The organism is Bacillus sp. LBA3-1-1.1 (assembly GCF_040676495.1).
In the GTDB taxonomy this organism is placed as follows: domain Bacteria; phylum Bacillota; class Bacilli; order Bacillales; family Bacillaceae_G; genus Bacillus_A; species Bacillus_A nitratireducens.
On sequence record NZ_JBEGIB010000001.1, the window covers coordinates 448,853 to 475,172 of the forward strand.

At 36.4% G+C, this 26,320-nt stretch carries 23 protein-coding genes; 21 read left to right on the plus strand and 2 right to left on the minus strand.

Translation table 11 applies throughout. The annotated features are described in order from the left end of the window. Nucleotides 1–102 precede the first annotated feature (102 nt). A complete protein-coding gene (locus MRBLBA3_RS02535) occupies nucleotides 103–894 on the plus strand; it encodes a patatin-like phospholipase family protein (protein ID WP_000662592.1) in 792 nt (263 codons plus the stop codon). Beyond that, the gene (locus MRBLBA3_RS02540) at nucleotides 887–1,912 is read left to right on the plus strand and encodes a SepM family pheromone-processing serine protease (protein ID WP_000476276.1); all 1,026 of its coding nucleotides are present in this window, start codon (nucleotides 887–889) and stop codon (nucleotides 1,910–1,912) included. Before MRBLBA3_RS02535 ends, MRBLBA3_RS02540 begins: the two co-directional genes overlap by 8 nt. A 26-nt stretch (nucleotides 1,913–1,938) precedes the next feature. Here the strand turns inward: MRBLBA3_RS02540 and MRBLBA3_RS02545 are convergent, their stop codons facing one another. Then, the gene (locus tag MRBLBA3_RS02545; RefSeq protein ID WP_353764405.1) at nucleotides 1,939–3,180 is read right to left on the minus strand and encodes a nucleotidyltransferase; all 1,242 of its coding nucleotides are present in this window, start codon (nucleotides 3,178–3,180) and stop codon (nucleotides 1,939–1,941) included. 153 nt (nucleotides 3,181–3,333) lie between these two features. Here MRBLBA3_RS02545 and MRBLBA3_RS02550 point away from each other — a divergent pair, with 153 nt between their 5' ends. From MRBLBA3_RS02550 to MRBLBA3_RS02560, 3 genes are all read left to right on the plus strand, one after another. Next, nucleotides 3,334–3,834, plus strand: coding sequence for a YceD family protein (locus MRBLBA3_RS02550; protein WP_000872151.1), 501 nt, complete (start codon nucleotides 3,334–3,336; stop codon nucleotides 3,832–3,834). 61 nt (nucleotides 3,835–3,895) lie between these two features. Beyond that, nucleotides 3,896–4,069: a 50S ribosomal protein L32 gene (rpmF, locus tag MRBLBA3_RS02555; RefSeq protein ID WP_001984764.1), complete on the plus strand. Its 174-nt coding sequence runs from the start codon at nucleotides 3,896–3,898 to the stop codon at nucleotides 4,067–4,069. Between the two features lie 129 nt (nucleotides 4,070–4,198). Then, nucleotides 4,199–4,705: an RsfA family transcriptional regulator gene (locus MRBLBA3_RS02560; protein ID WP_098323152.1), complete on the plus strand. Its 507-nt coding sequence runs from the start codon at nucleotides 4,199–4,201 to the stop codon at nucleotides 4,703–4,705. A 35-nt stretch (nucleotides 4,706–4,740) separates the two neighbouring features. On the opposite strand, the gene MRBLBA3_RS02565 is transcribed toward MRBLBA3_RS02560, so the two are convergent. Beyond that, nucleotides 4,741–5,214, minus strand: a complete 474-nt coding sequence (locus MRBLBA3_RS02565; protein WP_071746849.1) for an N-acetyltransferase — start codon at nucleotides 5,212–5,214, stop codon at nucleotides 4,741–4,743. A 295-nt stretch (nucleotides 5,215–5,509) separates the two neighbouring features. On the opposite strand from MRBLBA3_RS02565, the gene panE reads away from it, so the two are divergent. From panE to spoIIGA, 16 genes are all read left to right on the plus strand, one after another. Further along, the gene (gene panE / locus MRBLBA3_RS02570; protein ID WP_098323164.1) at nucleotides 5,510–6,397 is read left to right on the plus strand and encodes a 2-dehydropantoate 2-reductase; all 888 of its coding nucleotides are present in this window, start codon (nucleotides 5,510–5,512) and stop codon (nucleotides 6,395–6,397) included. A 79-nt stretch (nucleotides 6,398–6,476) separates the two neighbouring features. Beyond that, nucleotides 6,477–8,093: a bacillithiol biosynthesis cysteine-adding enzyme BshC gene (gene bshC / locus MRBLBA3_RS02575; protein WP_000403024.1), complete on the plus strand. Its 1,617-nt coding sequence runs from the start codon at nucleotides 6,477–6,479 to the stop codon at nucleotides 8,091–8,093. A 366-nt stretch (nucleotides 8,094–8,459) separates the two neighbouring features. Beyond that, nucleotides 8,460–9,392: a 16S rRNA (cytosine(1402)-N(4))-methyltransferase RsmH gene (rsmH, locus tag MRBLBA3_RS02580; protein ID WP_000472513.1), complete on the plus strand. Its 933-nt coding sequence runs from the start codon at nucleotides 8,460–8,462 to the stop codon at nucleotides 9,390–9,392. A 15-nt stretch (nucleotides 9,393–9,407) separates the two neighbouring features. Beyond that, on the plus strand, nucleotides 9,408–9,770 hold the full coding sequence (ftsL, locus tag MRBLBA3_RS02585; RefSeq protein ID WP_000182807.1) for a cell division protein FtsL: 363 nt from the start codon (nucleotides 9,408–9,410) through the stop codon (nucleotides 9,768–9,770). A gap of 73 nt (nucleotides 9,771–9,843) precedes the next feature. Beyond that, nucleotides 9,844–11,943, plus strand: a complete 2,100-nt coding sequence (locus tag MRBLBA3_RS02590) for a penicillin-binding protein (RefSeq protein WP_000575871.1) — start codon at nucleotides 9,844–9,846, stop codon at nucleotides 11,941–11,943. Nucleotides 11,944–12,024: 81 nt separating this feature from the next. Continuing rightward, nucleotides 12,025–13,941, plus strand: a complete 1,917-nt coding sequence (locus MRBLBA3_RS02595) for a stage V sporulation protein D (RefSeq protein WP_001266222.1) — start codon at nucleotides 12,025–12,027, stop codon at nucleotides 13,939–13,941. Nucleotides 13,942–14,151: 210 nt separating this feature from the next. After that, nucleotides 14,152–15,627, plus strand: a complete 1,476-nt coding sequence (gene murE / locus MRBLBA3_RS02600; protein WP_000766281.1) for a UDP-N-acetylmuramoyl-L-alanyl-D-glutamate--2,6-diaminopimelate ligase — start codon at nucleotides 14,152–14,154, stop codon at nucleotides 15,625–15,627. Between the two features lie 22 nt (nucleotides 15,628–15,649). Then, the gene (gene mraY / locus MRBLBA3_RS02605; protein ID WP_000893068.1) at nucleotides 15,650–16,624 is read left to right on the plus strand and encodes a phospho-N-acetylmuramoyl-pentapeptide-transferase; all 975 of its coding nucleotides are present in this window, start codon (nucleotides 15,650–15,652) and stop codon (nucleotides 16,622–16,624) included. Beyond that, nucleotides 16,625–17,977: a UDP-N-acetylmuramoyl-L-alanine--D-glutamate ligase gene (gene murD, locus MRBLBA3_RS02610; RefSeq protein WP_000849654.1), complete on the plus strand. Its 1,353-nt coding sequence runs from the start codon at nucleotides 16,625–16,627 to the stop codon at nucleotides 17,975–17,977. Nucleotides 17,978–18,067: 90 nt separating this feature from the next. Then, nucleotides 18,068–19,159: a stage V sporulation protein E gene (spoVE, locus tag MRBLBA3_RS02615; protein WP_000753514.1), complete on the plus strand. Its 1,092-nt coding sequence runs from the start codon at nucleotides 18,068–18,070 to the stop codon at nucleotides 19,157–19,159. Between the two features lie 101 nt (nucleotides 19,160–19,260). Further along, nucleotides 19,261–20,355 carry an undecaprenyldiphospho-muramoylpentapeptide beta-N-acetylglucosaminyltransferase gene (gene murG, locus MRBLBA3_RS02620; protein WP_001265412.1) on the plus strand — a complete coding sequence of 365 codons (1,095 nt, stop codon included), beginning with the start codon at nucleotides 19,261–19,263 and terminating at the stop codon, nucleotides 20,353–20,355. Nucleotides 20,356–20,416: 61 nt separating this feature from the next. Then, nucleotides 20,417–21,322 carry a UDP-N-acetylmuramate dehydrogenase gene (gene murB / locus MRBLBA3_RS02625; RefSeq protein ID WP_000437016.1) on the plus strand — a complete coding sequence of 302 codons (906 nt, stop codon included), beginning with the start codon at nucleotides 20,417–20,419 and terminating at the stop codon, nucleotides 21,320–21,322. A 98-nt stretch (nucleotides 21,323–21,420) separates the two neighbouring features. After that, on the plus strand, nucleotides 21,421–22,191 hold the full coding sequence (gene divIB, locus MRBLBA3_RS02630) for a cell division protein DivIB (protein WP_000798215.1): 771 nt from the start codon (nucleotides 21,421–21,423) through the stop codon (nucleotides 22,189–22,191). Nucleotides 22,192–22,591: 400 nt separating this feature from the next. Next, nucleotides 22,592–23,893, plus strand: a complete 1,302-nt coding sequence (gene ftsA, locus MRBLBA3_RS02635; RefSeq protein WP_001087547.1) for a cell division protein FtsA — start codon at nucleotides 22,592–22,594, stop codon at nucleotides 23,891–23,893. A gap of 39 nt (nucleotides 23,894–23,932) precedes the next feature. Then, complete coding sequence (gene ftsZ / locus MRBLBA3_RS02640; RefSeq protein ID WP_000888980.1) at nucleotides 23,933–25,087, plus strand: cell division protein FtsZ; 1,155 nt, start codon at nucleotides 23,933–23,935, stop codon at nucleotides 25,085–25,087. Nucleotides 25,088–25,390: 303 nt separating this feature from the next. Next, the gene (gene spoIIGA, locus MRBLBA3_RS02645) at nucleotides 25,391–26,308 is read left to right on the plus strand and encodes a sigma-E processing peptidase SpoIIGA (RefSeq protein ID WP_000261969.1); all 918 of its coding nucleotides are present in this window, start codon (nucleotides 25,391–25,393) and stop codon (nucleotides 26,306–26,308) included. Nucleotides 26,309–26,320: the final 12 nt, after the last annotated feature.

Below are 26,320 nucleotides of genomic sequence, written 5' to 3' on the forward strand. Positions count from 1 at the left end.
CCCCCTTTGTCCCAAAAACGTTCATTTCAGTATACGTGGATATGTGGTGAATTTAGACCATAAGTATGAAAAAGGAATGAAAAAAATTAAAGGGTGAGAAAAATGAAGGAACCAAAAATCGGTTTAGCACTTGGATCCGGAGGTGCAAAAGGTTTTGCTCATATAGGGGTAATAAAAGTGTTAAGGGAAGCTGGCATCCCTATTCATATGGTAGCAGGTAGTAGTATAGGAGCGTTAATTGGTACATTTTATGCAGCGAGTTGTGACGTTGAAAGACTGTATAGATTGGCCGCTGTTTTTAAAAGGAAATATTATTTGGATTTTACAGTTCCTAAAATGGGATTTATTGCTGGAAAACGTATCAAAGATATGATTAAAATGTTTACATATAATAAAAATTTAGAAGAGTTAGATATCCCAACGGCTGTTGTGGCTACTGACATTTTGAAGGGGGAAAAAGTTGTTTTTACAAGCGGTCCGATTGCAGAGGCGGTTCGAGCTAGTATATCTGTGCCAGGGGTGTTTGTTCCAGAGAAAATAGATGGCCGCTTATTAGTGGATGGAGGGGTAATTGACCGTATTCCCGTATCGGTTGTAAAAGATTTAGGGGCTGATATTGTTATTGCTGTTGATGTATCTCCAATTAAGGTGAATGGAGAGGTTACATCGATTTATGATGTGATTATGCAGAGTATTGAAATCATGCAACATGAACTTGTGATGAATCGGCAAATAGCATCAGATTTAATGATGAGGCCAGCAGTAGAACAATTTAGTTCGCGTGCTTTTACACATATTGAAGACATTATTAGGGTCGGAGAAGTGGAAGCAGAAAAACACATTTCAAACATTTATTTACTAATTGAGCAGTGGAAGGAGAAACATAATGTTTAAGCGTTTTCGGTTTATATATGCAATTTTAATAGGGGTTATATTGGCGATGCTACTTGTTTATGTGCGTTTGCCATACTTTGTGACAAAACCAGGTATGGCCGCGAAATTAGCGCCGTACGTGCAAGTTGACGGTGGAACTAAAGAGTCTGGTGATTTTATGCTTGTCACAGTCTCAATGGGGCCTGCAAATGTTGTGAACTTAATAGCCGCGCAATTTAATAAATATACACACGTTTCGAAGGCGGAAGAAATATTGCAAAAAGGTGAGAGTGATGAAGAATATCAATTTCGCCAAAATTATGCAATGAAAGATTCGCAAAACGCTGCAATTTATAATGCATATAAGCGTGCAAATCGTTCCGTATCTTTTGAAAATAAAGGGGTACTAGTTGCTGGTGTGACAAAGGGAATGCCGTCAGAAGGGAAACTTAAGCTTGGAGATGTCATCATAGCTGTCGACGGAAAAACATTCGAAAAGACGGAACAATTTATTGAGTATATGACAGGGAAAAAAGAGGGAGATACAGTAAGTATTGAGTACAAGCGAGGCGGAAAACAGTTTAAAGAAAATTTAAATGTAAAGACAATTCCTAATGGAAATGGCCGCGTTGGTATAGGTGTCTCCATTGTTACAGAAAGAGAGTTAGTGGTGGATCCGAAAGTGAAAATTGATTCCCATGAAATAGGGGGACCATCAGCGGGTTTAATGTTTACGTTAGAAATTTATAATCAGCTCGTTGAAGAAGATTTAACAAACGGACATGAAATAGCTGGAACAGGTACAATCAATGAAAAAGGAGAAATTGGTCCGATTGGTGGTATTCAACAAAAAGTAGTAGCTGCTAGTGATGCGGGAGCTGAAGTGTTCTTTGCGCCAAATGAAAAGGGTGCGGAGAAATCGAATTATAAAGACGCTCTTGAGGCTGCGAAAGATATTAAAACAAAGATGAAAATTGTACCGGTGGATACACTGGACGATGCGTTAACGTATTTGGGGAAAATGGGTGAAACAAAGTAAACCTCTCTGAAAAAGAGAGGTTTTTCTTATAGGAATTTTTTAGTTGTTTCATCATAACGAACTGGATGATGCGTTGCTTCTTGTTTTAGCAGTTGTGTCCGCAAAGGTTCTTGCATTATGGAGAAATATACAGCATTTGATTTTCGCTCTATGTCTAAAGTAGGGTGTTCGAATGTTTTTGTATGAGTAAGGATTGGCAGTTCTATTCTTTTCTTATTTTTAGAAAGATAAGTTTGTCCTTTTTGTGACATTCCGAGTAGACGGATATACGGCGCGTGCTGTTCTATATTTGCTTTATATATTTCTTCCTTCGTTGTATTTGTTAAAATATGTGTACAAGCTCTTTGTAATCTAGTCCATGTATAACGTTTTGTTTTTAATGCTTCCATGAATGAATAGAAAGATGAACTGTCTTGTATTTTGGATAAAATACGATGCTCTAAACCCTCTTCAATTTCATATATATGTTGTAAGTCCCCTGGAGACATCGTCATAAGTTTGTATTTAAAAAATGAAAAGTATTTTTCCCAGTTATGTAACGTCCCATAGTTTTGCTTGTAGTTTTCTAAAAGAGAAGCAGTTGTTTTCGGGATAAAAGGCTCAATAGTTGTAGATGAACCGTGTTCATTAAATAGTTGTTTGCGGATACTTGTTGCACTTGCAATATGTTGATCGTGAAATGTTTCATCATGATAATGAGAGGCGAATCTTTTTATGGTTTGTGCTTGCATGGAGCTATTTTGTAAAAGGATAGCTTTAATGTACTGTAAACCTAAAATGTTATTTGGTTGTGACATATCTACATTTTTTTCAGGTGGTAAGATGTGTTGAAAGGCTTCGGATGTAGCTTTTGCATAACTATTACCCGCATTCATAAATTGCTTCACAAGACGATTAAAAGTCTCTTCTTCATTTTTTTGTACAGAGATGGTATTGTAGAAATTTCCAGTTTCCCCATCTTCACTACCGAAACAAATCTCAGAAACATGAAGGGCGTTTAAAATCGAAATTGCGCCATTTGCGAAAGTTTCGGCCTTTTGTGTTGCAAATGCATAAGGAAGCTCTACAATAAGGTCTACGCCGTTTGTTAAGGCCATTTTAGTACGATACCATTTGGAGATGAGTGCTGGCTCACCACGCTGCAAAAAAGGACCACTCATAACGGCGATAATAATATCAGACTGTGTTAACTTTTTTGTTTGTTGCACATGATAAGCATGACCGTTATGAAAAGGGTTATATTCAACAACAATACCACTGGCTTTTATGGTAATCTCTCCTTTCGATGTAGCATCTTTTTGGAAAACGTGATAATCTATATATTATTTCCTATGATGACTTCATTATAGTGTAAAGAAAAAACATTGACAAATATAAAATGGCTAGCTATAATTTTGTTTGTTGCCTTGAGGTGATATGATATGAAATGGTCCATCCATCAATTGAATAAATTGAGAAATAAAGGATTGACATTGAATGAAATGGTAGATGTAAGTGAGCTAAAAGAGGTCGAGAAAGATATTCGTGAAATTAATCCTGTTCATGTAACAGGAAGAGTTGATTTTGGCTCCGGTAAGTTTACGTTTCATCTACATATAACTGGAAGCATGGTTTTACCATGTTCTCGCTCTTTAGTAGATGTGACATTACCATTTGACATTAAAACAACTGAGGTGTTCCAAACTTCAGAAGAAGAATTTGAAACAGAAGCTGAAATTCATTGTTTAGAAGGAGAAGTACTTGACTTACTGCCCGTAATCAAGGAAAATATACTTTTGGAGATTCCAATGCAAATTTTCAGTGATGATGTTTCTGGTGGAGCACCGATGCAAGGTCAAGACTGGCAAGTGATTTCGGAAGAAAACAAAGAAAAGACTGTTGATCCAAGATTAGCAGGACTTGCAAAGTTTTTTGACAAATAATCGGAAGACTGGTTTAGGCCTTCATATGAAAATAACTATTTCTTTTAAGGAGGTGGGAAGAATGGCTGTACCTTTTAGAAGAACTTCTAAAACAGTAAAAAGAAAGCGTCGTACGCATTTCAAATTATCAGTACCTGGTATGGTAGAGTGCCCAAGCTGTGGTGAAGCGAAATTAGCTCACCGTGTATGTAAAGCATGCGGTACTTACAAAGGTAAAGAAGTAATCAGCAAGTAATTGCGGGAAAATAAACGTAGAAGATATCTTCTGCGTTTATTTTTTTTGTCTTATTCTTTATTTGTTGTATTCTATCTTTTCTAGTAACTGCATATGCTTAATAAAAAATGCATAGGGAGGACTAGAGAGATGGCGACAACAAGACAAGATGCTTGGACTGATGATGAAGATTTGCTTCTGGCAGAAGTAGTACTCCGGCATATTCAAGAAGGTGGAACGCAACTTTCTGCCTTTAAAGAAGTGGGTAGACATTTGTCTCGCACACCAGCAGCATGTGGATTTAGATGGAATTCTTATGTTAGAAAGCAATACAAAGAACGTATTGAAGAAGCAAAGCAACTTCGTAAGGTAGAAAATTATGAAGTGAAAGAGACAAAGGTATTAGAGCCGAAATCTATTACGTTGAATGATGTTATTGATTTCTTACGAAATTATAAAGATGAAAACTCTTTAATGGTGTTGCAACAACAAATTGAATCGTTACAAACAGAGCGAGAACGTCTTCTGGAGCGATTATCAGTATATGAGGAAGAATATAGAACATTACTTGATTATATCGATCAAAAAAGAAGTGTAATGGTAGCGGAAAGAAATGGTGCTCGCTCGAATGGGAAATTGGAGAAGTTAAAGAAATAAAAAAACAGCTGTTACGCAGCTGTTTTTTTTATTTCTTATGCAGATTCTTCATTTGTAACCGCATTCACATTTGTTTCTGGAAGCCAAATATAAAAATCGCCATCCGTTACTGATACTGGTTGGAAACTCAATTTATCCCAAAAACCAGCTGAATGGATACGTGCTATCGTTTTAATTGGGAATTTCAGTTGCTTTGCATAGTTAACAAGTATTTGTCCGAATCCTTGTTTTTGAAAAGTCGGTAACACTTCAAGTTTATAAAGTTCTAGGTAAGGTCCTGTAATTTCAAATGGTTCCCCGCCGTTCCTTTTCATGTATAGACTCATACGTGCGATTAGCGATCCTCCGTAATAAATACCGTAAAATGGAGATTCGCTATCATTTTCAATAATGTTTGCTTCTAATTCTTCCAACATGGATAGTTCTTGAGCTCCGCAACCTTTAAATTTTTTAAATTCATCTAATGTTTTATAATTGATGAGCAAGCGCTCAACTTTTGGGAATCCCATTACATCACATCCTTTTCATATCTTGTTGAATGCAGAAAAGTTAAAATATTTATAATAATATTATAACTCATTTTTTAATTTTTATGAAGAAGATAGAATATTTCTTTCATTATTTTTTTGAGGATTTGCTAAACTAAGAGTAGAACTATGTATATAAGTAGTATATACATAGTGAAAGAAGAGGTTGCATTTGTTAAAAGATAATTGAATCCTTAACTATGCAATTATAATTTAATAAGCCGTAAAGGGGGAAGGGCAAGGGAACGTATATCACTTGTTAATATATGTTCCTTGTGTGAAAATGAAAATTGGAATTGTTGGACCAGGAGCTATTGGTCTACTATATACATTTTATTTACAAAAAAATAATCAAGATGTTACGTTGTTTACAAGGACGGCTAAGCAGGCTGAGGAATTGAATGTAACAGGTGTAACTTGTATTAGAAATGGGGAAAGTGAAACGGTATTCCCAACTATTTTACCAATAGAAAGTATGCGAGATGAGAAGTTGGATTATACATTTATTGCTGTAAAGCAGTATCATATAACTGACATATTACCTTTTGTGCAGGCTGAATCGTCATTAATCTTTTTACAAAATGGAATGTCTCACCTTCACATTATGAAAAAATTAGGGAATGAACGTATAGCGGTTGGGATCGTGGAGCATGGTGCGAAAAAAGAAGGGAAACATACAGTCCATCACACTGGAATAGGTGTTACAAAGTTTGGTGTAGTGCGTGGTCAATCTAATGGTTTTGAAAAGGTATTGAATCATTTTCCTTTACATTATTTTCCGATTCAAATAGAAGATGATTGGAATGGGATTATGCGTAATAAATTAGTGGTGAATGTATGTATTAATCCACTGACCGCATTATTACGGGTTGAGAACGGAGAGTTAATTTCAAATCCGTTTTTTTATCAAATGATGGAGCAAGTATTTCAGGAAGTCGCATTTCTTATTAAAGAAGAGGACAAAAGAATGGTATGGCAAATGGTATGCCAAGTATGTGAAAAAACAGCTCGTAATACATCATCTATGTTAGCGGATGTAAGAGAGAATAGACAAACGGAAATTAATGCGATTGTCGGATATGTATTAGAAGAAGCAAAGGGACGACAACAATCCGTTCCGACACTTCAATTTTTGTATGATGCAATAAAAGGGATGGAATTATAAGTGTTTTTCTTTGCTTTTACATGAAACATTGACTACAATGTGGGTTGGTGAGAGAACAGGATACGAAAGGAAGAATTATATGGAGATAAAAGAAATCTCTGTTCCACTACAAGGTGTTGTAGCGGACTATGTGAACGGTAAAAAAGAGATACAGTCATGTTTTGACTATTTGTTAACAGAAGATGCTTTTAAACAGCGTTTACATGATTTACGTGAGAGAGAGTTTTTCCGTCAAGATTTAGTAACGCATTTATTAGAATATAATACACAATTGCAAGCGGGAGAATCTACAATTCAAAATATAAAAGCGCTTGAAGATGAAAATACATATGTAGTTATAGCTGGACAACAGGCTGGATTGTTAACTGGACCGCTTTATACAGTGCATAAAGTCATTTCGATTTTACAGCTTGCAAAAGAAAAAGAAGAGAGTTTAGGGGTTCGAGTTGTTCCGGTCTTTTGGATTGCCGGTGAAGATCATGATATGGATGAAATTAATCATACATTTGTAACGAAAAATAAAAAAATAAAAAAGACCATTTTTCATGATCGTCATCCGAAAAAGGCGAGTGCTTCTGAGTCAGAGCTTTCTATTGAAGACTGTAGAAAATGGATCGAAGAGATTTTTAAAACATATCCGGAAACGAATTTTACAAAGGATGTATTACAATTTGTTGAGGATGCTTTAGATAAATCGCATACATATGTAGATTTCTTTGCACACCTTATTACAAAAATGTTCGTAAATTCTGGTTTAATTCTTGTAGATTCTCATCACCCTGCCTTAAGAAAATTAGAAGTACCGTTTTTACAACAAATAATAAGTAAATATAAAGAAATTCAAGCAGGCCTTCATAATCAACAGGAAGTAATTAAGGAATTAGGGTTTAAACCGATTATTGAAACGAAGGCAAATGCAGTGCATATATTTATGGAAATTGATAATGAGCGAGTATTGCTTGAAGAGAATCAAGGGAAATTTATTGGAAAAGATGGAGTGCATTCATTTTCGTATGAAGAATTGATGGAAGAGATGGAAAGAAGTCCAGAACGTTTTAGTAATAATGTTGTAACGCGTCCTCTTATGCAAGAGTATGTGTTTCCTACGTTAGCGTTTATTGGTGGTCCGGGGGAGTTAGCTTATTGGAGTGAATTGCAACAAGTGTTTCATACTGTCGGTTTCCAAATGCCACCTGTCGTTCCTCGGCTTACGATTACTTATATGGAGCGAGATATAGCGACAGATTTATACGATTTAGATTTGCAAGAAATTGATCCATTTCTAAATAAAGTAGATAATTTGCGTGACAATTGGCTTTCTAATCAAATAGAGGAACCGATAGACGAACGATTTCTAGAAGCGAAAAAAGAAATAATGGATATTCATACATCATTACAACTATTCGTGAAAAAAATAGATCCAGGGTTAAATGAGTTTGCAGGGAAAAATGAAATGAAAATTAATGAACAAATTGAACTGTTAGAAAAAATGTTGAAAAGAAATGTTGAGAAGAAGCATGAGGTTCAACTAAATAAATTCCGACGTGTGCAATTTGCGCTTCGTCCATTAGGAGCACCGCAAGAACGTGTGTGGAATGTCTGTTATTATTTAAATCAATTCGGTCTTGATTTTGTGGACCAGGTAATGGAACAATCATTTTCGTGGGACGGAAAACATCATGTAATAAAACTATAGAATCTTGCTCTTTTGAGCAGGATTTTATTTTTATCCCGTTGAATTAACTGAGAAGTGAAATGTTTCTGAATTATCTATCTTGTATTGATGTAATGAATCGCTATGTACCAAGTTTATATATATGACAAAATAGCACAAAATGTAAACGGATTAATATCTTTTTCGACAGGTTTTTGTTTAAATTCCCGCAAAAAATGATAAAATTTAGTATATAATAAAATAAAATAGCGATTTGTATAGCAGGCTACCTTGTTGGAAGTTAAATGAGTCGTTCTTTAGTAGCATTTCATCCTCTAGTAGTAAATAATGTTTGTAGAGTGAGAAATGTATTTAACATAATTTATTGGAAAAAGAGTAGGTGCAGCAATGTTCAAACACGTAACAGTACTTTTGAAAGAAACAGTAGATGGCTTAGATATAAAGCCGAGTGGTACATATGTAGATTGTACACTGGGTGGAGGAGGACATAGTTCTTATTTATTATCCCAGCTAACAGATGGTGGAAAATTAATAGCATTTGATCAAGATGAAATAGCGATTCAAAATGCAAAGGAAAAATTTTCTTCTTATGGTGAGCAATTTGTAACAGTGAAGAGCAACTTCCGTTATTTATCTGAAAAACTACATGAATTAGGTATCACAGAAGTAGACGGGATTTTATTCGATTTAGGTGTTTCATCCCCACAATTAGATACACCAGAGCGTGGCTTTAGTTATCATCATGATGCACCGTTAGATATGCGGATGGATCAAGATGCCCCATTAACAGCATATGATGTTGTAAACAGCTGGTCATATGAACAACTCGTAAGAATTTTCTTCCAATACGGCGAAGAAAAATTTTCAAAGCAAATAGTAAGGAAAATCGAAGCGTATCGCGAGAATAAGGCTATTGAAACGACAGGAGAATTAGTAGAATTAATTAAAGAAGGTATTCCAGCTCCGGCACGTAGAACAGGTGGACATCCTGCGAAGCGAGTATTCCAGGCGATTCGTATTGCTGTAAATGATGAATTAAAAGTATTTGAAGAGGCGTTGGAGTCTGCAATTGATATGGTCAAGCCTGGTGGAAGAGTTAGTGTTATAACGTTCCATTCCTTAGAAGATCGTATTTGTAAAACGACGTTTAAGCGAAATAGCACAACGCCACAATTACCACCGGGACTACCAATTATTCCGGATGAATTTAAACCGAAATTAAAGCTTATTACAAGAAAACCGATTTTACCTTCTGACATTGAATTGGAAGAAAATAATCGAGCGCGTTCTGCGAAGTTGAGAATCGCTGAAAAACGATAAAAAGGAGAGAGAGGTATGACTAATTTAGCTGTAAAGTATAAACAACAGGCGCAAGAAGAGGTACAAATTCAAACGCCGCCACAGCAGATGGTTAAGCCAAAAGTTAAAGCGAAAATTACAAGAATTGAAAAGCTATTGTATGTAACGTTTATTGGATTTTTATTATATGCTTGTGTAGCTTTTATTGGGAATAAAGCGGGTCTTTATCAAGTGAATGTAGAAGCAGCGACGATAGAAGAACAAATTGTGAAAAACCAAAAGGAAAATCAGGAATTGCAGGCTGAAGTAGAGAAGTTAAGTCGTTATGAACGTATCGCTGAAGTTGCAAAAAAACACGGGCTAGAAATTAATGCGAATAACGTGAAAGGCCTAAAGTAAGGCAAATAGGTGTGAAGAAAAGATGAAGAGAAATATGACCAAATTTCATACCAATAAGGGAGCAGGTTATTTTATGATATTTTTCCTCCTGCTCTTTTTGCTGTTATTAGCCCGATTTTTTTACATACAAGTAACAGGAACAGTGGACAATCATGATTTAAAGAAACTTGCTGAGCAGAAACATAGTAAAAAGGGAGTCCTCGAAGCGAATCGAGGAACAATTTATGATCAAAATGGTCATGTCCTAGCGCAAGATGCAAATTCTTATAAACTTGTAGCCGAGTTAAAAGGAGCCAACGCCGTTAAGGATAAAGAGGATACTGCAAAGAAAATCGCAGGAGTACTCGGAAAAGATGAAGATAAAATTTTAGCTACTCTAAATAAAGAAGGCAAAAGTCAAGTGGAATTTGGAACATTGGGTAAGGACTTGACGAAAGAAAAGAAAGAACAAATAGAAGCATTGAAATTGCCGGGAATCTCTTTTATTACCGAAAATGCGAGAGTGTATCCAAACGGTGATTTTGCATCTTACGTCATAGGTCATGCGAAACCTGATGAAAATGGAATCTCAGTCGGTCAATTTGGCTTAGAAAAGAGTTTGGATAAATATTTAGGTGCTTCTAATGGTGAGGTAGCTTATACAGGTGACCGTAAAGGAGTATCTCTTGACGGTGGGAAAGTGAATGTAAAGGCACCTAAAAATGGAGATAATGTGTATTTAACGCTTGACCAACGTATTCAAAGTTATTTAGAAGACGCAATGAAAGAAGCGAGTAAACATTATGAACCAGAAAATTTAATAGGGATTGTTGCGGATCCGAAGACAGGGAAAATATTAGCGATGTCTAGTAAACCTAGTTATGACCCTAATGATCGTCAAATTAAATATTTCTTCAACGACGCCATTGCAAATGCGTTTGAACCGGGATCAACAATGAAGATTTTCACATTAGCGGCGGCCATTAATGAAGGTGTATACAATGGGCAAGACTTTTATCAGTCTGGTACATATCAAGTGGGTAATCGCAAAATAAAAGATCATAACGGCGGCGCTGGATGGGGTTCTATTACTTTTGATGAAGGGGTAGAGCGATCTTCAAACGTAGCGTTCGCAATTTTAGGGGATCAAAAACTTGGTGCAGAGCGTTTTCGAAAATATATTCACAGTTTTGGATTAGATGAAAAAACAAACATTGATTTATCTGGTGAAGGATCAAATACAATTTTATTTGATCAACAAATACAACAAGTAACAACGGCATTTGGACAAGGTTCTACAGTTACACCAATTCAACTTGTACAAGCTGCAACAGCGATTGCAAATGATGGTAAAATGATGAAACCTTATACAATTGATAAAATTGTGGATCCAATAACAGGTAAAGTACAGCTAGAGCATAAACCAGAAGAAGTAGGAAAACCTGTTACCAAAGAGACAGCCGCGCAAGTAAGACAATTACTAGAACGTGTTGTTACATCACCGAAAGGAACAGGGACTGCATATAAAATTGATGGCTATTCAGTCGGTGGTAAAACAGGTACAGCACAAATTCCTGATGGGAAAGGTGGCTATATGACAGGAAGAGAGAATTATATATTCTCATTCTTAGGTATGGCACCGATGGACGATCCACAACTTGTTGTGTATGTGGCCGTTAAACAACCAAAATTAAAAGATGATGAAAACGGGGCGAAACCTTTAGCTGATATCTTTAAATATGTAACGAAAAATAGTTTAGAGTATTTAAAGATTAAGCCAAATGAAGTAAAGGATCCGAAGAAATATGTGAAAGAGCAACAAACTGTCGTTCCGGATGTAACAGGAAAAACGATGGATGAAGCGAAAAAAGCAATTGATAAAGCAAAACTTCGTCCAATTGTATTAGGTGAAGGGAAAGTACAGCAGCAAGTGCCAAAAGCAACTGAACAAACATTAAAAGGTGATCGAGTCTTCTTAGTAGGAGATAAGCCTACAATGCCAAATGTACAGGGATGGGCACTGCGTGATGTTATGAATTTAGCAAAAACATTAAAGCTTAACTTAAAACCTTCTGGTACAGGATATGTAACGGAACAAAGTGTGGCGGAAGGAACATTGTTGCAACCTGGTACAGAATTAGGTGTAACACTCGTACCACCACTTGAGCCGCAGCAAGAAGCAGAAAAGCCATAATGGTAATAGGGAAGAAGTTCTAATTAAATAAGTACAAGCATATATTGGAACAAGCTAGGCGTAAGGGAGGCTTGTTCCAATATGCGTGTATCAAATGTAACAGTTAGGAAGCGACTTATTTTTATACTTATATCGGGTATACTCATTTTCACCATCATCGATATTCGTCTTGGATATGTGCAATTTTTTCTTGGAAATATGTTAACAGATCGTGCGAAGGATTCATGGAGTCGTAATATTACTTTTGAACCAGAGCGAGGGAAGATTTTAGATCGAAATGGTGTGGAGCTTGCTACGAATAAAAGTGCACCGACCGTCTTTGTTGTGCCGAGGCAAATTGAAAAACCAGCAGAGACTGCAGAGAAGTTAGCTGCAGTATTAGGTGTGGAAAAAGATGATATTTATACACGGGTTACAAAAAAAGAGTCGATTGTAAGGCTTGATAAAGGCGGAAGGAAAATATCGCATGACAAAGCGAAAGAAGTACGCGGATTAAGTTTAAAGGGTGTGTACATCGCAGAGGATTCTATCCGGTACTATCCATTCGGTAATTTTTTATCACACGTATTAGGATTTGCGGGCAGTGATAATCAAGGGCTTATGGGACTAGAGAAATATTATGATAAAGAGCTAAATGGTGATAAAGGTCATGTGCGATTTTTTGCAGATGCGAAAGGGCAGAGAATGCCTAACGTTGGAGATGATTTCAAAAAACCAGAAGCTGGCTTGAATTTAGGGTTAACAATTGATTCACGCATTACGAGGATTATGGAAAGAGAAATGAATATTGCGGAATCGACGTATAATCCTGACGGTATGATAGCAATAGCAATGAATCCGAAAAATGGTGAGATTTTAGGTATGTCAAGTCGGCCAAGTTTTGATCCAGCAGATTTTCAAAGTGTTTCTCCGGAAGTATATAACAGAAACTTACCTGTATGGAGTACGTATGAGCCAGGGTCAACATTTAAGATTATTACATTAGCTGCAGCCTTGAATGAAAATTTAGTAGACTTAGAGAAAGATACGTTTTATGATGATGGGGCAGCTGAAGTTGGTGGAGCTAGATTGCGATGTTGGAAAGCTGGAGGCCATGGTAGCCAAACGTTTTTAGAGGTAGTTCAAAACTCTTGTAACCCAGGATTTATTGAACTCGGTGATCGTCTTGGTAAAGATCGATTGTTTAAATACATTCGCAATTTCGGGTTTGGACAGAAGACCGGAATTGACTTACAAGGTGAAGGTAGCGGGATTTTATTTAATTTAGATAAAGTTGGTCCAGTCGAGCAAGCGACGACTTCATTTGGGCAAGGTGTTTCTGTTACACCGATTCAACAAGTAGCGGCTGTGGCAGCCGCTGTAAATGGTGGAACTTTGTATCAGCCATATATAGCGAAGGAATTTATTGATCCGAAGAATAATCAAGTTGTCAGCAAAAAGACACCTGTTGCGAAAAGAGAAGTTATTTCCAAGGAAACTTCAGAGAAAGTTCGTTACGCATTAGAGAATGTTGTAGCGAAAGGTTCTGGTAAAGGGGCTTACATTGATGGATATCGTGTAGGTGGAAAAACTGGAACTGCTCAAAAGGTGAAGGATGGAAAATATTTGGATAATAACTACATTGTATCATTTATCGGTTTTGCTCCAGCCGACGATCCGCAAATTGTTGTTTATGTAGCTGTGGATAACCCAAAAGGAGTCACTCAATTTGGTGGAGTTGTAGCAGCACCTATTGTTGGGAATATTCTTCGTGACGCACTTCCTGTAATGGGAGTGGAACCGAGAAAAGAGCAAGTTGAGAAAGAATATAAATGGGGCGATACACCAACTGTGGAAGTTCCGAATTTAATTGGTATGAAAAAGAAAGATTTACAAACGCAACTTGTAGACTTGAAGCTTGATATAAGTGGTGATGGTGGGAAAGTAATTAAGCAATCACCAGAAGCCGGAGCTAAAGTAAAAGAGGGTTCAAAAGTTAGAATTTACTTCGGGAATTAAAGGTAACTGATTGTGTTTTATGGTACAATTGGTGGAAGTGAGTTTTTTATAGGAAAATTGCTTTATTTGAGACGATAAGTGTCTCATTAATAAATAAATCTATTGATTAGACTATAGTAGCACTTACCTCCTATTTTTATATAACTAGGAGGTAAGGTGTTGCTTGCTAAAATAAGAGATAAATAAACAATGTAGAGAGGGTTTAGTGAAATGAAGTTGCATACACTTTTATCATGTTTGCATGATTTTCCAGTTGTTCCAAAAGAAAATCCAGAAATAACATCTATTGAAGCGGATTCACGTAAAGTGAAAGAGGGAAGTTTATTTATATGTATGAAAGGATATACGGTTGATAGCCATGACTTTGCTAAGCAAGCAGCCGCACAAGGAGCGGCTGCTATTGTTGCGGAAAGACCAATTGATGTTGACGTTCCAGTTGTACTTGTGAAAAATACTTTTCGTTCGCTAGCGGTTTTAGCTGATTATTTTTATGGCCAACCAACACACAAGTTACATTTAATCGGTATTACAGGTACAAATGGAAAGACAACAACATCGCATATTATGGATGAAATTATGCGCGCACATGGTCATAAAACAGGGCTAATTGGAACGATTAATATGAAAATCGGTGATGAAACATTTGAGGTGAAAAATACAACACCAGATGCACTAACACTTCAACAGACGTTTTCAAAAATGGTTGAACAAGGTGTGGATAGCACAGTAATGGAAGTTTCGTCTCATGCTTTAGATCTTGGCCGTGTACACGGATGCGATTACGATGTTGCAGTATTTACGAATTTAACACAAGATCATTTAGACTATCATAAAACGATGGAAGAATATAAACATGCGAAAGGGCTGCTTTTTGCACAGCTGGGCAATAGTTATCATCATAATCGTGAAAAATACGCTATATTAAACAGTGATGATCCAGTAGCAGAGGAGTATATGAGAAGTACAGCAGCTACTGTTGTAACATACGGTATAGATGTTGCAAGCGACATTATGGCACGAGATATCGTAATGACGAGTGGCGGTACAACATTTACACTTGTAACACCGTATGAAACTGTCAATGTTACGATGAAATTAATTGGTAAGTTTAATGTATATAACGTGTTAGCTGCTACAGCAGCAGGTCTTGTTTCAGGTGTGAGCTTACAAACAATTATCGATGTGATCAAAGAGCTTGCTGGTGTTCCTGGACGTTTTGAAGTTGTTGATGGTGGACAAAATTACACAGTTATTGTTGACTATGCACATACACCTGATAGCTTAGAGAACGTACTCAAAACAGCAAAACAATTTGCAAAAGGGAATGTATATTGTATCGTTGGTTGCGGTGGTGATAGAGATAGAACGAAAAGACCAATAATGGCAAGTGTCGCAGCAGAATATGCAACGCATGCAATTTATACATCAGATAATCCAAGAAGTGAAGATCCGAAGGCTATTTTAGATGATATGGTAAATGGTGCAAATGGGAATAATTACGAGGTAATTATTGATAGAAAAGAAGCGATACATTGTGCAATTGCTAAAGCAAAAGATGCGGACATCATTATTATTGCTGGTAAAGGGCATGAAACATATCAAATTATTGGTAAGGAAGTTCATCATTTTGACGATCGTGAAGTCGCTAAAGAAGCAATCACGGAGCGTTTAAACAACGAAGAGTAACAGCATGAGAGGAGGACTACATGTGCTTGAACAAGGTTTATTAGTAACGGCCGGGGTAGCATTTTTAATTTCTGTTGCCCTTTCGCCATTATTTATTCCATTTTTAAGAAAGTTAAAGTTCGGACAGAGTATTCGTGACGAAGGACCGAAGTCACACCAAAAGAAATCAGGGACACCAACGATGGGTGGTATTGTCATATATGTATCCATGATGGTAACTACGCTCATTATGGCGATTAAATTTAACAATTTAGGTGCAGAAGTATCATTATTATTATTAGTTACATTTGGATACGGATTAATCGGATTTTTAGATGACTATATAAAAGTAGTTAAGAAAAGAAATCTTGGTTTAACATCAAAACAAAAATTGGTTGGTCAGCTTGTAATTGCTATTGCGTTCTTTTTAATTGGAAAAGGGCAAGCATTTCACACTTATATTATGATTCCAGGAACGGATGTTGAATTCGAATTAGGATGGGCATACTTTGTTCTTGTATTATTTATGCTTATTGGTGGATCGAATGCGGTTAACTTAACAGATGGTTTAGATGGTTTATTATCAGGAACAGCTGCTATTGCATTCGGGGCATTTAGTATTATTGCTGTGGCTCAAGAACAATTTGGTGTAGCGATTTTCTGTATGGCAGTTGTAGGAGCTGTACTTGGCTTTTTAGTATTCAATGCGAATCCAGCGAAAGTATTTATGGGCGATACAGGATCTCTAGCTTTAGGGGGAGCAATTGCAGCTGTAGCGATTTTGTTAAAACAAGAATTGTTACTCGTTATTATTGGCGGTGTATTCGTAGCAGAAACTTTATCTGTTATTATCCAAGTTATTTCGTTCAAAACAACAGGAAAGCGTGTCTTTAAAATGAGTCCATTACATCATCATTATGAATTATGTGGTTGGTCAGAATGGCGCGTTGTTGTAACGTTTTGGTCTGTAGGATTTTTACTAGCTGTGTTAGGAATTTATATCGGGGTGTGGATGTAATTGAAAACTATAACTGAATTTAAAAATAAAAATGTTCTTGTATTAGGTATTGCTAAAAGTGGTTATGCAGCAGCTACTTTATTAAACGAATTAGGTGCAAACGTTATTGTAAATGATGGGAAACCATTGGCGGGTAACGTGCCTGCAGCTGAATTGCAAGCGAAGGGAATGGATGTTGTTTGTGGTGGACATCCGTTAGAATTGTTGGAAAGAAACATTTCACTTGTCGTAAAAAATCCAGGGATTCCATATTCTAATCCACTACTAGTGGCGGCGAAAGAAAAGCAAATTCCGATTGTCACTGAAGTTGAATTAGCATATCGTATTTCAGAAGCTCCATTTGTTGGAATTACGGGATCTAACGGTAAAACAACAACGACAATGCTTGCGTTTGAAATGTTAAAAGAAGGCAAAAAGCACCCTGTTATTGCGGGGAATATCGGAACAGTAGCTTGTGAAGTTGCACAAGATGCAAAAGAAAATGAAGTTGTAGTTACAGAACTTTCATCATTCCAGTTGATGGGAGTAGAGATGTTCCAACCTAAAATTGCTGCATTTTTAAATTTATTTGAAGCGCATTTAGATTACCATGGAACGAAGGAAGAGTATGGTTTGGCAAAAGCGAATATTTTCAAAAACCAAACTGAAACAGATTATAGTGTAATTAATGCGGATGATGCAGATGTAATGACGTTATCGGCACAAAGTAAAGGACAAAAAGTACTATTTTCGACTACGAAAGAAATTGAAGATGGTGCATATATAAAAGAAAACGCTCTTTATTTTAAAGGCGAAAAAGTGGTTGAAGTAAGCGATATTGTTTTACCTGGTAAGCACAATTTAGAAAATATTTTAGCAGCGATGAGTATTGCGAAGTTACTAGGTGTTTCTAATGAAGCAATTACTGTTGTGTTAAAAAGTTTTACAGGTGTAAAGCATCGCTTAGAATATGTAACAACGATTAATAATCGTAAGTTTTATAATGATTCAAAAGCGACGAATATGCTAGCGACAGAAAAAGCATTGTCTGCATTTACACAACCGATTGTGTTATTAGCTGGCGGACTTGATCGCGGAAATGAATTTGACGATTTAATTCCATACTTTAAACATGTCAAAGCGATTGTAACATTTGGACAAACTGCGCCAAAATTAGTAAGAGCGGCTGAAAAAGCAGGATTAGATGTAATTGAAAGTGTCGATACTTTAGGTGAGGCAGTAGTGAAAGCTTACGCTCATTCTACGGATGGCGATGTAATTCTTCTTTCACCAGCATGTGCAAGCTGGGATCAATTTAAAACATTTGAAGAAAGAGGAGACATTTTTATACAAGCTGTGCATAAACTTATATAAAGTAAATCAAAACATCAGTAGGCTAACACCTACTGATGTTTTGTTACATAGGGCAAAAGGTTCTGCCTAAAGAGGTGGTGTTCATGGGTAATGAAGAAAACGCCTGATTTTATTCTCATCATCGTTACACTTGCGTTGTTAACAATCGGAATGATTATGGTTTATAGTGCGAGTGCGGTTTGGGCCTCTTATAAAATGGGGGATTCATTCTTTTTTGCAAAAAGACAATTGTTGTTTGCGAGTATTGGTGTAGTGGCTATGTTTTTTATAATGAAAATTGATTATTGGGTGTGGCGCACGTATTCAAAAGTAATTTTGCTAGTTTGTTTCGTTCTTCTTATTCTCGTTTTAATTCCAGGAGTAGGTCTCGTTCGCGGGGGAGCACGAAGTTGGATTGGAATCGGGGCATTCTCCATTCAACCGTCAGAGTTTATGAAATTCGCGATGATTATTTTCTTAGCAAAATTTTTAGCGGAACGACAAAAATTAATTACATCCTTTAAACGTGGATTACTACCTGCTCTAAGTTTTGTATTTCTTGCTTTTGGGATGATTATGTTACAGCCAGATCTTGGTACGGGAACGGTAATGGTTGGGACATGTATTATTATGATATTTATATCGGGAGCAAGGGTCTTTCACTTTGCAATGTTTGGTTTGCTTGGTGCAGCGGGATTTGTAGGGTTAATTGCATCAGCACCATATCGAATGAAACGCATCACATCATATTTAGATCCGTGGTCGGATCCGCTCGGAAGTGGATTTCAAATTATTCAATCGTTACTCGCAATTGGACCTGGTGGTTTATTTGGGCTTGGACTTGGACAAAGTAGACAAAAGTTTCTTTATTTACCTGAACCACAAACAGACTTTATATTTGCAATCTTATCCGAGGAATTAGGTTTTATTGGCGGTTCATTTGTGTTATTATTATTTAGTCTATTACTATGGCGCGGGATTCGTATAGCATTAGGAGCGCCAGATTTATATGGTACGTTTTTAGCAGTAGGTATTGTGGCGATGATTGCGATTCAAGTAATGATTAATGTTGGTGTTGTAACAGGACTGATGCCTGTTACGGGTATTACTTTGCCATTTTTAAGTTATGGTGGATCAAGTTTGACCTTAATGTTAATGGCAGTAGGTGTATTATTGAATATAAGTCGCCATTCTCGCTATTAAACCCTGTTTAAAAGACAGGGTTTTTCGTATGTGTGGAAAATACAATATGTATATAGAAATAAATACGATTGAATAAGAACAGGGAAGTGGAGGAATTAGTAGTGCGAGTATTAGTAAGTGGTGGGGGTACTGGAGGACATATTTATCCAGCTCTTGCTTTAATTAGAGAAATAAAAAAATTAAATCCGGAAGCAAGGTTTTTATACATTGGTACAGAGAATGGATTAGAGAGTACCATCGTACCGAAAGCGGGTATTCCGTTCCAATCTATTGTTATAAGTGGATTTAAACGGAAAATATCTCTTGATAATGTAAAAACGGTGATGCGTTTCCTAAAAGGTGTTCAAGATAGTAAACGATATATTCGTCGTTTTAACCCTGATATTGTTATCGGTACGGGTGGATACGTATGTGGGCCAGTTGTATATGCTGCGGCTAAATTAGGTATTCCGACTATTGTACATGAACAAAATAGTGTACCTGGTGTAACGAATAAATTTTTAAGTCGTTATGTCGATAAAGTTGCAGTTTGCTTTGAAGCAGCTGCAGAACATTTCCCACAGTCAAAAGTGGTTATGACAGGTAATCCACGTGCATCAGAAGTATTGGACCAAAATGGAATGAAAGGAAAACGTTCGGTAGGACTATCTCTTTCTAAAAAATCCGTGCTTATTTTTGGTGGAAGTCGCGGGGCTAGACCGATTAACGATGCTTTTGTAGAAGCGATTGAGCAGTTTGGAAATAAAAGTTACGAAATATTGTACGTAACAGGTGAAGTACATTATGACAAAGTGATGGAAGCAGTGAAGCAAAAAGGGAATCCGAATAATGTTATTATTAAACCTTTTATTCATAATATGCCAGAGGTACTGACTGGTGTAGATCTTGTTGTTTCAAGAGCGGGGGCAACAACACTTGCAGAATTAACAGCGTTAGGTAAACCAAGTGTGTTAATTCCGAGTCCTTACGTAACAAATAACCATCAGGAAAAGAATGCACGTTCTGTTGTCGATAAAGGAGCAGCAAAAATGTTGCTTGAAAAAGATTTATCAGCTGAAACGCTGATTCGTGATATTGATGAAATTTTATTGGATACACAAACATTACAAAACATGAAACTGGCTGCTAAGCAACTTGGTATTCCAGATGCAGCAAATAAGCTATATGAGGTAATGAACAAGCTTATTAAAAAATAACATTAGGTGAACGCCCTGCATATTACTGTAATAAGGAGACTTAATATGGGGGAGATTGTCTATGGAACAATTAGTAAAAGAGCTTTTAGAAGCAAATGTTGGTCGCGTGTTAGTTAATGAACCGTTAGCGCGTTACACGACTATGAAAATAGGTGGACCAGCTGATATTTTAATTGTGCCAAAGCATGTTGCTGATATTGAGAAAACGCTAAAGTTAGTAAAGAAGTACAAGGCAGGGTGGACTGTAATTGGTCGTGGTTCAAATCTTCTTGTATCTGATCAAGGTATAGAAGGTGTGGTTATTCGTTTAGGAGAAGGATTAGACCACTTAGAAGTCGAAAAACATAAAGTAAGAGTTGGTGCTGGATATCCCCTTATTAAATTGTCAACTTTACTTAGTCGACAGGGATTAGCTGGCTTGGAATTTGCAAGTGGTATTCCAGGAAGTGTCGGTGGTGCAGTGTATATGAATGCAGGCGCTCATAAGTCCGACATATCGAGTGTACTAACGAAAGCTCGTATTTTGTTTGAAAATGGAACAATTAATTGGTTGACGAATACCGAAATGGGGTTTTCTTATCGTACATCTGTATTGCAAAAGAAACGCCCTGGTATTGTTTTGGAAGCTGAATTCCAATTGGAGGTAGGCGAACGCAAGGAAATTGTAAGAAGCATGCAAAAGAATAAAGATTATCGCCGTGAAACGCAGCCTTGGAATCACCCTTGTGCAGGAAGTATATTTCGAAATCCAGTCCCATATTTTGCAGGAGATTTAATAGAAAAAGCAGGGCTTCGTGGTTATACAATAGGTGGAGCTCAAATTTCTGAAATGCATGGGAATTTTATTGTTAATACTGGTGTGGCCTCAGCGCAAGATGTATTAGACTTGATTGCATTGATAAAGCGCACAATTAAGGATAAATTTGGTGTTGATATGCATACCGAAGTAGAAATAATTGGAAGATAACGGTTATTCGTTCCGCTCATTATCATTTATGTTATAATAAGAAGATAAGAACGGCATGAGGAACATGCCGTTTTTTATGTTACATAGGGGGATCGTACATGAAAAATAGTAAAGTGATTAAACTACAAGATCGTGTACCAAAGCTAAAGAATCAAAAGAAAAAGGATAAAAAACCTGTTAATCATCGGTTAATTTTATACATATCGATTTTATTTTTATTAGTACTCTTTTTAATTTACTTTCGGTCTCCACTTAGTAATATAAAAAAGATAAGTGTGTTTGGAAATCATTATATGACAGATGAACAAGTTATGAAGGAATCAGGTGTGACATATGACACGAGTTATTTCCGAGTAACAGCACATAAAGCAGAAGAAAACTTAACGAAACGAAAAGAAATTAAAGCGGTAAATGTAAAAAAGCGTTTCCCAAACAAAATTGATGTTCATATAGAAGAATATTTAACCATCGGCTATATAAACAAAGATGGAAAATTACAACCGTTATTAGAAAATGGGAAAACACTAGATGTACTTCCGAATGGGAAACTTCCAGTTGCAGCACCAATTTTTGAACCGTTTAAAGAGGAAAAAATGAAGGAGTTAATTGCAGAACTAGAAAAATTAACGCCGACTATTTTAAGGTCTATTTCTGAAATTCGTTATACACCAACGAACGCAAATGAAGATCATCTTACTTTATATATGAATGAAGGATATGAAGTGAGCACTACTATTCAAAATTTCGCGAAGCGAATGGAAGCTTATCCACTTATTATAAAAACAATTGAACCTGGTAAGAAGGTGTTAATTGACTTAGAAGTAGGGGCTTATACGAAGGAACTAGGTGCTGAAGAAAAGAAAGAATAGAATGATAGTTTTCACTGCGTTATTACGTATAAAATGAAACAAACGTTCTTTTATATGAATGCTAATTTGCAAGAATGCTTAATTTGATGAAAAATATGTAAAAATTATTAGATTCATACTAGGATTGGTACAAGTTTCACTTTTCTATGAGTACATCTTAGTGTAGACTTATACTTGGCGGTAATCTTTACACTTGAAATAGAATTATTTCAAGATAAGCAGTTATTCACAGTTTACTGCGATATTCTTAAATGAATGTTAAATAAAAATAAGAAAAATATAGGGTTAAAAAAGGGAAACGTATAAAGACGTTGAATATTTTTCTTATAAATAGTAAAGTTGCGATTGTTGTTCCATATATTGAGTTGTATGGTATAAATAAAGAAGGAGGTGCCAAAGAATGAACAGCAATGAAATATATGTTAGTCTTGACATCGGTACATCCAATGTTAAAGTCATCATTGGTGAAATGGTTAATGACAGCTTAAACATAATTGGTGTTGGAAATGTAAAATCAAATGGTTTAAAGAAGGGATCGATAGTCGATATAGATGAGACTGTTCGATCAATTAAAAAAGCAATTGAACAAGCTGAGCGCATGGTGGGAATCCACATTGAGCAAGTTGTAGTGGGTGTCAATGCAAACCAGGTACAGCTACTTCCTTGTCATGGAGTAGTCGCTGTTTCAAATGAAGATCGTGAAATCGGAAATGAAGATGTCTTACGCGTTCTAGATGCAGCACAAGTTGTGTCAATTGCTCCTGAACGTGAATTTATTGATGTGGTACCTCGACAGTTCATTGTAGACGGTCTTGACGAGATTAACGATCCACGCGGGATGATCGGTGTAAGATTAGAAATGGAAGGTACACTTATTACAGGCTCGAGAACTTTACTACATAACCTACTTCGTTGTGTAGAAAAAGCAGGTCTTGAAATTGTTGATATTTGTCTTCAACCTTTAGCGGCTGCAACAGTTGCTATATCTTCAGATGAAAAAAATAGAGGAGTGGCCCTTGTTGATATTGGGGGAGGCTCTACAACTTTATCTATTTTTAAAGATGGAGAGTTACAAACAACGAGCGTATTGCCATTAGGTGGAGACCATATAACGAAGGATATTGCGATTGGGTTGAAAACTTCAACTGAAAATGCAGATCAAATTAAGTTGAAATATGGACATGCTTTTTACGATACAGCATCTGAAGAAGAAATGTTTACGGTTCCTATTATGGGAAGCGATCAGACAGAACAGTATTCACAATTGGAATTATCGGATATTATCGAGGCTCGTGTAGAGGAAATTTTAATGTTTGTTCAAGATGAAGTGCATAAGTTAGGAATAAAGCAAGTTGCTTCTGGCTATGTATTAACTGGCGGAATTGCTTCTATGCCAGGTGTTCTTGATCTTGCATATGATATCTTACATGAAAATGTTCGTATAGCAACTCCTGATTATATTGGTGTGCGTGAGCCACAATATACAATTGGAGTAGGTTTAATTAAACACTCATATCAAAAAGCTAAATTACGTGGGAAAAACGTGCAGGAAAAGCAAGAGCATTTTGAATCAGTACCAGCACCAATGCCGGTACAACAGCAACCTGCGAAACAAAAAACTCGTAATCAAAACAATAATAATCAAAATGATGACCGTATGATGTCAAAAGTAAAACGTGCATTCCGTTATTTATGGGATTAAAATTGGACACGAAAAATGAGGTTCTAGGGGGATTTCGACATGTTAGAGTTTGATACTACTCAAGATCAATTAGCGAATATAAAAGTTATCGGTGTCGGCGGCGGCGGAAACAATGCTGTAAACCGTATGATTGAACACGGTGTACAAGGTGTAGACTTTATCGCTGTGAATACTGATGCACAAGCATTAAATCTATCAAAAGCTGAAACAAAAATGCAAATTGGTGGAAAATTAACGCGTGGACTTGGTGCAGGCGCAAACCCTGAAGTAGGGAAAAAAGCGGCAGAAGAAAGTAAAGAACAGATCCAAGAAGCACTTCGTGGTGCAGATATGGTATTCGTAACTGCTGGTATGGGTGGCGGAACTGGAACTGGTGCAGCTCCAGTTGTTGCTCAAGTTGCAAAAGAATTAGGTGCGTTAACAGTTGGTGTTGTAACACGTCCATTTACATTTGAAGGACGTAAGCGTGCGACGCAAGCTGCATCTGGTATTGCGGCATTTAAAGAAAATGTAGATACGCTTATTGTAATTCCAAACGATCGCTTATTAGAGATTGTTGATAAAAATACGCCGATGTTAGAAGCATTCCGTGAAGCTGATAACGTATTACGCCAAGGTGTTCAAGGTATTTCTGATTTAATTGCAACACCAGGTTTAATTAACTTAGACTTTGCAGACGTAAAGACAATTATGTCTAATAGAGGTTCTGCTTTAATGGGTATTGGTTCTGGTAATGGTGAAAATCGTGCTGCTGAAGCTGCGAAGAAAGCTATTTCTAGTCCATTACTAGAAACATCTATTGATGGAGCTCAAGGTGTTATTATGAACATTACGGGCGGCGCGAACTTAAGCTTATATGAAGTACAAGAAGCAGCAGACATTGTAGCTTCAGCTTCAGATCCAGAAGTAAATATGATCTTCGGTTCTGTTATTAATGAAGGATTAAAAGATGATATTGTTGTCACTGTAATTGCAACTGGTTTTGATGATAGTGCTGCGACGCAGCCGCCAAAACCAATTATTCGTCCGACTGCGAATCACACGCAACAGCAACAACAACCAGTAGCTCAACCTACAAAACAACGTGAAGTTAAGCGTGAAATGAAACGTGAAGAGCCGGTTGTGCATGATCGTCATACAGATTCAGATGACATCGATATTCCAGCATTCTTACGTAACCGTCGTAGACGATAAAAGAAAAGGAGCTTTCATGCTCCTTTTTTGTTATTGGAATGAAAAAGATCTGCTTAGCAGGTCTTTTTTTTATTTGTAGATGAAGTTGTGAGAAAGAGGATGTAAATTTGCTTACATATAATTCAATTATTATGTATATAAGTAAGAAATTCATATTATTCTATGAAAAATACACTTTTATTTTTTACCGACAGATTATGTCTAGAAATCACAAAATAACAAAAAAACCCCTCCACCAATTGACACACTTTCCTATTGGATATGCATTATACTAGTCTCAACTTAAAAAAAGAGGTGAATTGTTTGGTTGTTTACGCCGACATTGTTTGGTTGTTAAACGCCTGCATTGATTTTCTTTTACTTTTATTAACAGCCACCGTGTTAAAAAAGAGAATCAAAAGATGGAGGCTTGTGTTAGGAGCATTTATAGGTTCAACTATTGTTATTTTCGCCTTTACTCCTTTTGCTTCTATGATGACACATCCAATTATGAAACTGTTGTACTCGTTACTTATTGTGTATACAGCATTTGGGTTTTCAACATTTAGAAATTATGCACAAACTGTTTTTACTTTTTATTTTGTAACCTTTATGGTTGGTGGAGGATTAATTGGAACGCATTTCTTTTTGCAAACGAACGAAATGGTAAATGGATTAGTTCAATCTAAATCAGTCTCTTACGGTGATCCAATTAGTTGGTTGTTTGTGATTTTGGGTTTTCCAGTGATTTATTACTTTTCTAAAAAGCGTATAGAAAGCGTAGAAGTCACAAAGATACACTATGATCAAATCGTGAAAGTAAAAATTCAATTAGTTGGAGAGGAATTAGAACTAGCAGGTCTAATTGATAGTGGGAACCAACTTTATGATCCGTTAACAAAAACACCCGTTATGATTATGCATATTTCATCATTAGAGCATTGTTTGCCAGTTTGGTTAACAGAACAAATTTATTCCAAAACAGAAATTCCTCAAATACCAGAAAATGATTCCGGATGGGCGACGAAACTGCGTTTAATTCCTTTCCGAGCAGTAGGAGTAGAGAATCAATTTTTATGGGCAATTAAGCCAGATTGTGTGCAAGTTTATCATGAAGGTAGTTCGATTGTTGTAAATAAAGTATTGATTGGATTAAATACACAACAATTATCTAGCAATGGAGAGTATCAATGCATTGTACATCCGAAAATGTTGATTTCGCAAAAGATGGTAATAGCTTAATTATGAGAGGCG

Coding starts and splice junctions, on each gene's coding strand:
- MRBLBA3_RS02535 (WP_000662592.1), top strand. CDS start 103: ATGAAGGAACCAAAAATCGGTTTAGCACTTGGATCCGGAGGTGCAAAA.
- MRBLBA3_RS02540 (WP_000476276.1), top strand. CDS start 887: ATGTTTAAGCGTTTTCGGTTTATATATGCAATTTTAATAGGGGTTATA.
- MRBLBA3_RS02550 (WP_000872151.1), top strand. CDS start 3,334: ATGAAATGGTCCATCCATCAATTGAATAAATTGAGAAATAAAGGATTG.
- rpmF (WP_001984764.1), top strand. CDS start 3,896: ATGGCTGTACCTTTTAGAAGAACTTCTAAAACAGTAAAAAGAAAGCGT.
- MRBLBA3_RS02560 (WP_098323152.1), top strand. CDS start 4,199: ATGGCGACAACAAGACAAGATGCTTGGACTGATGATGAAGATTTGCTT.
- MRBLBA3_RS02565 (WP_071746849.1), bottom strand. CDS start 5,214: ATGGGATTCCCAAAAGTTGAGCGCTTGCTCATCAATTATAAAACATTA.
- bshC (WP_000403024.1), top strand. CDS start 6,477: ATGGAGATAAAAGAAATCTCTGTTCCACTACAAGGTGTTGTAGCGGAC.
- rsmH (WP_000472513.1), top strand. CDS start 8,460: ATGTTCAAACACGTAACAGTACTTTTGAAAGAAACAGTAGATGGCTTA.
- ftsL (WP_000182807.1), top strand. CDS start 9,408: ATGACTAATTTAGCTGTAAAGTATAAACAACAGGCGCAAGAAGAGGTA.
- MRBLBA3_RS02590 (WP_000575871.1), top strand. CDS start 9,844: ATGATATTTTTCCTCCTGCTCTTTTTGCTGTTATTAGCCCGATTTTTT.
- MRBLBA3_RS02595 (WP_001266222.1), top strand. CDS start 12,025: ATGCGTGTATCAAATGTAACAGTTAGGAAGCGACTTATTTTTATACTT.
- murE (WP_000766281.1), top strand. CDS start 14,152: ATGAAGTTGCATACACTTTTATCATGTTTGCATGATTTTCCAGTTGTT.
- spoVE (WP_000753514.1), top strand. CDS start 18,068: ATGAAGAAAACGCCTGATTTTATTCTCATCATCGTTACACTTGCGTTG.
- murB (WP_000437016.1), top strand. CDS start 20,417: ATGGAACAATTAGTAAAAGAGCTTTTAGAAGCAAATGTTGGTCGCGTG.
- divIB (WP_000798215.1), top strand. CDS start 21,421: ATGAAAAATAGTAAAGTGATTAAACTACAAGATCGTGTACCAAAGCTA.
- ftsA (WP_001087547.1), top strand. CDS start 22,592: ATGAACAGCAATGAAATATATGTTAGTCTTGACATCGGTACATCCAAT.
- ftsZ (WP_000888980.1), top strand. CDS start 23,933: ATGTTAGAGTTTGATACTACTCAAGATCAATTAGCGAATATAAAAGTT.